The sequence below is a fragment of the Streptomyces longispororuber genome, from assembly GCF_024448165.1.
Taxonomy (GTDB): Bacteria; Actinomycetota; Actinomycetes; order Streptomycetales; family Streptomycetaceae; genus Streptomyces; species Streptomyces longispororuber_A.
On record NZ_JAMOLN010000143.1, the window covers coordinates 21,053 to 27,052 of the forward strand.

Annotated in this window: 7 protein-coding genes and 1 pseudogene; 5 read left to right on the forward strand and 3 right to left on the reverse strand. The window is 73.5% G+C overall.

Annotation, left to right across the window (positions count from 1 at the left end; genetic code table 11):
• Window positions 1-43: 43 nt before the first annotated feature.
• The 3 genes and pseudogenes from M4J07_RS32345 to M4J07_RS32355 all read left to right on the forward strand — a co-directional run.
• A pseudogene (locus M4J07_RS32345) lies at window positions 44-256 on the forward strand (LLM class F420-dependent oxidoreductase); the annotation flags it as partial.
• Window positions 253-612 (forward strand): hypothetical protein, encoded by a 360-nt coding sequence (locus M4J07_RS32350; protein WP_255977616.1) that lies wholly within the window; start codon window positions 253-255, stop codon window positions 610-612. The pseudogene M4J07_RS32345 and the gene M4J07_RS32350, both read left to right, overlap by 4 nt.
• Window positions 609-1,733, forward strand: a complete 1,125-nt coding sequence (locus M4J07_RS32355; protein WP_255977618.1) for an enolase C-terminal domain-like protein — start codon at window positions 609-611, stop codon at window positions 1,731-1,733. The genes M4J07_RS32350 and M4J07_RS32355 overlap by 4 nt, the downstream gene beginning before the upstream one ends.
• 57 nt (window positions 1,734-1,790) lie before the next feature.
• Here M4J07_RS32355 and M4J07_RS32360 read toward each other — a convergent pair whose 3' ends face one another.
• Both M4J07_RS32360 and M4J07_RS32365 read right to left on the reverse strand, forming a co-directional pair.
• A complete protein-coding gene (locus tag M4J07_RS32360) occupies window positions 1,791-2,138 on the reverse strand; it encodes a DUF3140 domain-containing protein (RefSeq protein ID WP_255977620.1) in 348 nt (115 codons plus the stop codon).
• A gap of 117 nt (window positions 2,139-2,255) precedes the next feature.
• Entirely contained in the window at window positions 2,256-3,146 is an 891-nt protein-coding gene (locus M4J07_RS32365) for a GNAT family N-acetyltransferase (RefSeq protein WP_255977622.1), read from the reverse strand.
• Window positions 3,147-3,374: 228 nt separating this feature from the next.
• Between M4J07_RS32365 and M4J07_RS32370 the strand changes: the two genes are divergently transcribed.
• Window positions 3,375-3,800, forward strand: a complete 426-nt coding sequence (locus tag M4J07_RS32370) for a ferredoxin (protein ID WP_255977632.1) — start codon at window positions 3,375-3,377, stop codon at window positions 3,798-3,800.
• Window positions 3,801-3,919: 119 nt separating this feature from the next.
• On the forward strand, window positions 3,920-5,098 hold the full coding sequence (locus M4J07_RS32375) for an acyl-CoA dehydrogenase family protein (RefSeq protein ID WP_255977624.1): 1,179 nt from the start codon (window positions 3,920-3,922) through the stop codon (window positions 5,096-5,098).
• Window positions 5,099-5,134: 36 nt separating this feature from the next.
• On the opposite strand, the gene M4J07_RS32380 is transcribed toward M4J07_RS32375, so the two are convergent.
• Window positions 5,135-6,000 (reverse strand): endonuclease/exonuclease/phosphatase family protein (locus M4J07_RS32380; RefSeq protein WP_374215120.1); only part of this gene is annotated, 866 nt, incomplete at its 5' end.

The window sequence follows — 6,000 nt, forward strand, 5'->3', positions numbered from 1 at the left end:
CTACTTCCTGGCGTCGGAGGAATTCGGGCCGCACGAACTCGTCGAGCAGGCCTCGTCCCTCGTCACCGAGGAGATGGTGGCCGACTCCGTGCCGTGCGGCCCCGACCCGGACGTGCACGTCGCCGCACTCGGCGCCTTCGCGGAGGCCGGCTTCGACCGGATGTACGTCAGCCGGATCGGCCCGGACCAGCGGGACTTCTTCGACTTCTACCGTACGAAGGTGCTGCCGCAGCTCAGGAACGGCGGCGGCCGGTGAAGCGGGGCAGGGCCCGCGGCGACCGGGGCGTCCTCGGACAGCGGCACACCCGGGACGGCGCCACCCGGGGCGTCGTCCCCGCCCGACGCGGACCGGGCCCGCCGCCGCACTTCTTCACCCCGCCCGAGGAGGCGACCGCCCGGCCGCTGCTCGACCAGCTCCTCGCCCAGGGGAACGAACTCCGCGTCCCCTTACTGCAGTCGATCGACGCACGCCTCACCGACGGCCGGCGGTTCGCCGGCCTCCCGGAGGACGCCGCCGCCTGGCGCGCCTCCCTCGCCGACCGCGCGGCGATCCATCTCGCCGAGGGCGCCCGCGCGGGCCGCCGCGCCCCCGAGACCCCGGTGCGCAGATGATCTCCCCGAAGACCGCGACCCCCTGCCTGCCCGTCGAGCGCCTCGACGTCAGCGCCTACACCGTGCCCACCGACGCCCCCGAGGCCGACGGCACCCTCGCCTGGGACACCACCACCGCCGTCCTGGTCGAGGCGCACGCCGCCGACCAGACCGGCACCGGCTGGACGTACGCGCCGCCGGCCGCCGTCGACGTCGTGCGCGACCAACTCGCCCCGCTCGTCCGCCGGTTCGACGCCTTCGACATCCCCTCCGCGCACGACCGCCTGTGCCGCGCCGTCCGCAACGCGGGCCGCCCCGGCATCGCGTCCTGCGCGATCTCCGCCGTCGACCTCGCCCTGTGGGACCTCAAGGCCCGCCTCATGGACGTCCCGCTCGTCCGGCTGCTCGGCGCGGCCCGCGAGGCCGTGCCCGTGTACGGCAGCGGCGGCTTCACCACGTACCACGACACGCATCTGGCCGCCCAGCTCAGCGGCTGGGTGCACGGCCAGCACATCCCCCGCGTCAAGATCAAGATCGGTGAGGGGTGCGGCCGGGCCGCCCAGCGCGACCTGCAGCGCGTCCGCCACGCACGTCAAGTCATCGGCTCCCAGGCTGAGCTGTACGTCGACGCGAATGGCGGCTACAACCGCAAGCAGTCCGTCCGGGTCGGCGAGGCGCTCGCCGCGCAGGGCGTCGGCTGGTTCGAGGAACCCGTCTCCTCCGACGACCTGACCGGCCTGCGCCTGGTCCGCGACGCCCTCGTCTGCGACGTCACGGCGGGCGAGTACGGGTACGACCTCCCGTACTTCGCCCGCATGATCACCGCGGGCGCCGTCGACTGCCTCCAGGTCGACGCCACCCGCTGCGGCGGCCCCACCGGCTTCCTGCGGGCGGCGGCCCTCGCCCAGGCGCACGGCCTGGAGGTTTCGGCCCACTGCGCCCCGCACGCCCACGCCGACGTCGCGGCGTGCGTACCGAACCTGCGGCACCTGGAGTGGTTCCACGACCACGTGCGCGTGGAGTCGATGTTCTTCGGCGGCGTCCTGGACCCGACGGGCGGCTGTGTCCGGCCGGGCAGGAACGGGCCGGGGCACGGACTGGTACTGAGGGGAGAGGAGATCGAGGAGTACCGAGTGGCGTGACGCGCCCCGGTACGCTACCCGCCCACTCCGCACCCGAGACGGAGGGCACCGCGTCCGTCACGGTTTGAGCGGGTCGTGACCCAGGCTCATCAGCCCGTGCCGTGCCGCGGCGTCCAGGGCGGTGGGTTCGCGTTCCGTGCCGCGCAGTTCGGCCACCCGCTCGACGACCTCGTGCATCAGCCGGATGTCGTCGGCGGTCAGATCGGTGCGGCGCTTCTGCAGGATCGCCAGGACGTGCCGGCCGGTCCCGCTGCCCGCGTGCTCGGGCAGCGGTTCGGCGAGCAGGCCCGCGTCGCTGGTGCGCAGCCAGTCGGCGAGTTCCTGCGACGTCATGTTCACGGTGCTGTGGAAGTCGGCCCACAGACCCTCGAGTTCGATGGGGGTCAGGGCAGGGGTGTCGGCCATGGCGGCTCGCTCCTTCCCGGCCGTCACGACGCTCGGCCGGTGCCGCGCGCGTACCCCCGCACGGCCCGGACATGCCCCCCGATGACAGCCCCGACGACGGGAGTGTGACGACAGCCCCTAGAGGTCCAGCTGATACTCGCAGGAGCGGTGCGTCGGCACGTAGCCGAGCGCGTCGTTGACCGCCCGCATCGCCTTGTTGCTGTCCGCCGTGTCCGTGACGAGGCCCGTCAGCCGTGGATGGCGGTCCCGCACCCGCAGGATCTGGGTCGCCTTCATCCAGCCGGCGAGTCCGCGGCCGCGGTGCGGTGGCAGCACACCGGTGCCGTAGTGCTCACCATCGCCCTCCCGGCCGCCCGGCACGACCAGTTCGGTGAACGCGCAGACCGCACCGTCGCTCTCGTCGATCACGGCGAGCGTGTGCAGCAGGTCGCCGCGGCGCGCCACCGCCTCGGCGACCGCCCGCACCCGGTCCACGTCCCACGCGACCTTCCCGTAGTCGGCGTCGTCCATCGGCATGTCGTCCATGGCGCCGCGGGACAGCGCGAACGACGCGGCCAGCTCGTCGGGGACCGTGCCGTCCCACTCCGTGAGCCGGTACCCGGGGTGCGGGCGGCCGGCCGTCGCCGTGAGCGCGTCGACGTCCGCGTCGGCCAGCGTCAGACGCGTGTACGTCAGCCGCAGCACCCGCCGGAACTCCCTTGCTGCGAGGAAGAGTTCACCGGGCGAGTCGCCGTCGGCCGACGCGAGCACGGTGCTCCGGCCGTCCGCGCGGGCCGCCTCGACCGCGGCGGCCAGCAGCCGGCTGCCGACGCCGGCCCGCCGCTCGGCCGGATGCACCCGGATCACCAGCTCGGCCAGGTGCCGCTGCCCGTCCCGGTCGAAGAACCGCAGGAACGCCGAGCCGACCGGCCCGCCCTCCGCGTCCTGCGCGAGCCAGGCGAGACGCCTGGTCCCCTCCGTGGCGTGCGGATCGTCGAGCTGCGTCAGGTGCTGTGCTGCGGGCGGCAAGGGCTCTCCAGAGGTGCGGGGCGGGTACGCGCGCAGAACCTAGCCCCGGCCCCCGCGGGCCGCAACGGAATTGATCGCCCCGGGCCGCCGGAGGCGGTTTCGGGCCCGGCGATCGGGCTACCCGGGCGTGAAACGTACGTTCCGTGGAAAGGAGCCGGGCCGGTGACCTCCCTGGCGAAGCACCCGCACCTGACCGCCGAGGGCACCACGGGCACGGACCCCGCCCTCATGACCGAGCCGCCCAAGGACGCCCTCGTCCGTTTCCTGGAGGACCGGTTCGCCTGCGCGCAGTCCTGCACGGACTGCGCCCGCGCCTGCGCCGTCCTGGTCAGCTCCACCGACCTGGGCACGACCGTTCCCGCTCCCGTCGTGCACGGACCGGCCAGGCCCGGTCCGGTCGACGTGCCCAGGGCCCCGCACGGGCTGCGCCGCGCCCTGCTGCTGTGCGTCGAGGTCTGCGACGCGACGTGCCGTCTGCTGTCGGAGGAGTCGCACCAGGACGAGTACGGGCTGCGGCTCCAGGTGGAGTGGTGCCGGGCCGTCGCCCTGGAGTGCGCGCACGCCTGCGACCGCACCCCGGACGCGGCCGACTGTGCCGAGCGGTGCCGGGCCTGCGCCCGCGCCTGCACGGACTTCCTGGCGACGCTGGCCTGAGGGAGGCGGGCGGTCCCAGAGTGATCCCCTCCTCGGCATTCCCTATTTCTGGAACGCGTTCTACTGTGTGCGCCGTCAAACCCGCGCCGACGTCGCCCAGTTGACAGCCAGGAGGGGCCGTGCACCTCGAATACACGCCCGAGCAGCAGCAGTTGCGCACCGAGCTGCGCGCCTACTTCGCCGACCTCGTGCCGGAGAACGCGTACGCCCGCTACGAGGATCCGGCCGCGCAGAAGCGGTTCTACCGGGAGACGGTGCGCCGGCTCGGCGGCGACGGCTGGCTGGGGGTGGGCTGGCCCGAGGAGTACGGCGGCCGGGGCCTCACGCCCATGGAGCAGTTCATCTTCTTCGACGAGGCCGCGCAGGCGGGCGTCCCGCTGCCGCTGATGGCGCTCAACACGGTCGGCCCGACGATCATGCAGTTCGGCACGGACGAACAGAAGGAGTTCTTCCTGCCGAAGATCCTCTCCGGCGAACTCGACTTCGCGATCGGCTACAGCGAGCCCGACGCGGGCACCGACCTCGCGGCGCTCAGGACGCGGGCGGTCCGGGAGGGCGACGAGTACGTCGTGAACGGCCAGAAGATCTGGACGACCAACGGCGACACCGCCGACTGGGTCTGGCTCGCCGTCCGCACCGACCCCGACGCGCCGCCCCACAAGGGCATCACGATGCTGCTCGTCCCCACGTCCGACCCCGGCTACTCCTGCACCGTCATCAACACGCTCGCCTCGCACGACACCACGGCGAGCTACTACGAGGACATCCGGGTGCCCGTCACCCGGCGCGTGGGCGAGGAGAACAAGGGCTGGCGGCTCATCACCAACCAGCTCAACCACGAGCGCGTCACGCTCGCCGCGCACGGCACGATGGCCATCCGGGCCCTGCACGACGTGCAGCGCTGGGCGATGGAGACCAAGCTCGCCGACGGCCGCCGCGTCATCGACCTCGGCTGGGTCAGGAAGCGGCTCGCCCAGACCCACACCAAGCTCGACGCGATGAAGCTCCTCAACTGGCAGATGGTGAACGCCGTCCAGGAGGGCACCCTCACCCCGCAGGACGCGTCCGCCGTGAAGGTCTACGGCTCCGAGGCCCGACGGGACGCGTACGCCTGGCTCATGGAGGTCGTCGCCGCGGCGGGCGCGCTGAAGGAGGGCAGCGCCGGTGCCGTGCTCCACGGCGAACTGGAGCGCGGCTACCGGTCGGCCGTCATCTTCACGTTCGGCGGCGGCAACAACGAGATCCAGCGGGAGATCATCTCGTGGATCGGGCTCGGGATGCCGCGGGTGCGGCGCTGACCCGGCCCCCGCGACGACCAGCTTCCCGACTGGTCCTCAGCGTGGCGTGACCCGGGTGAGCACCGGGAGGTGGTCGCTGCCGGTGGCGGGCAGCGTCCGCATCCGGCCGACCGTCGCCGAGCGGGCCATGACCTGGTCGATCCGGGCCACCGGGAAGGCCGCCGGGTAACTGAACGCGAAGCCGCGCGCCGACACGTTCAGCCGGGACGTCAGCGGGTCAAGGCCGCGGTCGTCGACCGTGCCGTTCAGATCGCCGAGCAGGACGACGGTCTCCAGCGGCTCGGCGGCGATCGCGCGGCCCAGCAGCCCGGCGCTCTCGTCCCGCCGGGCCGACGTCAGACCCGTCGCGCCGACCCGGACCGAGGGCAGGTGCGCGACGTACACCGCGACGTCCCGCCCGCCGACGCGCACCGCGGCGCGCAGCCCGCGGTTCCAGGGCTCCGTGATGCCGGCCGGCTTGATCGCCGTCGCCCTGACACCGGTCAGCGGGTGCTTCGACCACAGGCCGACCGTGCCCCGCACGGCGTGGTGCGGGTAGCGCGCCGCCAGGGCCTTCTCGTAGCCGGGCAGGGCCTCGGGCAGCAGCTCCTCCAGGGCGATCAGGTCCGGTCCCGCGGCGGCCAGGGAACGGGCCGTGCCCGCCGGATCGTCGTTCTCGTCGCTCGCGTTGTGCTGCACCACCACCAGGTCGTCAGGACCCGTGCCGGGCCCGGGGAGCAGCAGCCCCCCGAACAGATGCGTCCACGCCGCCACCGGCAGGAGCACGGCGACCAACGCGAGCGCCGAGCGGCGCAGCAGCGCCAGGCCCAGCAGCACCACGACCGGGACGGCCGACCAGGGCAGCAACGACTCCAGCAGACTGCCCAGGCGCCCCGGGGTGTTCGGGACCAGCCCGTGCCCCA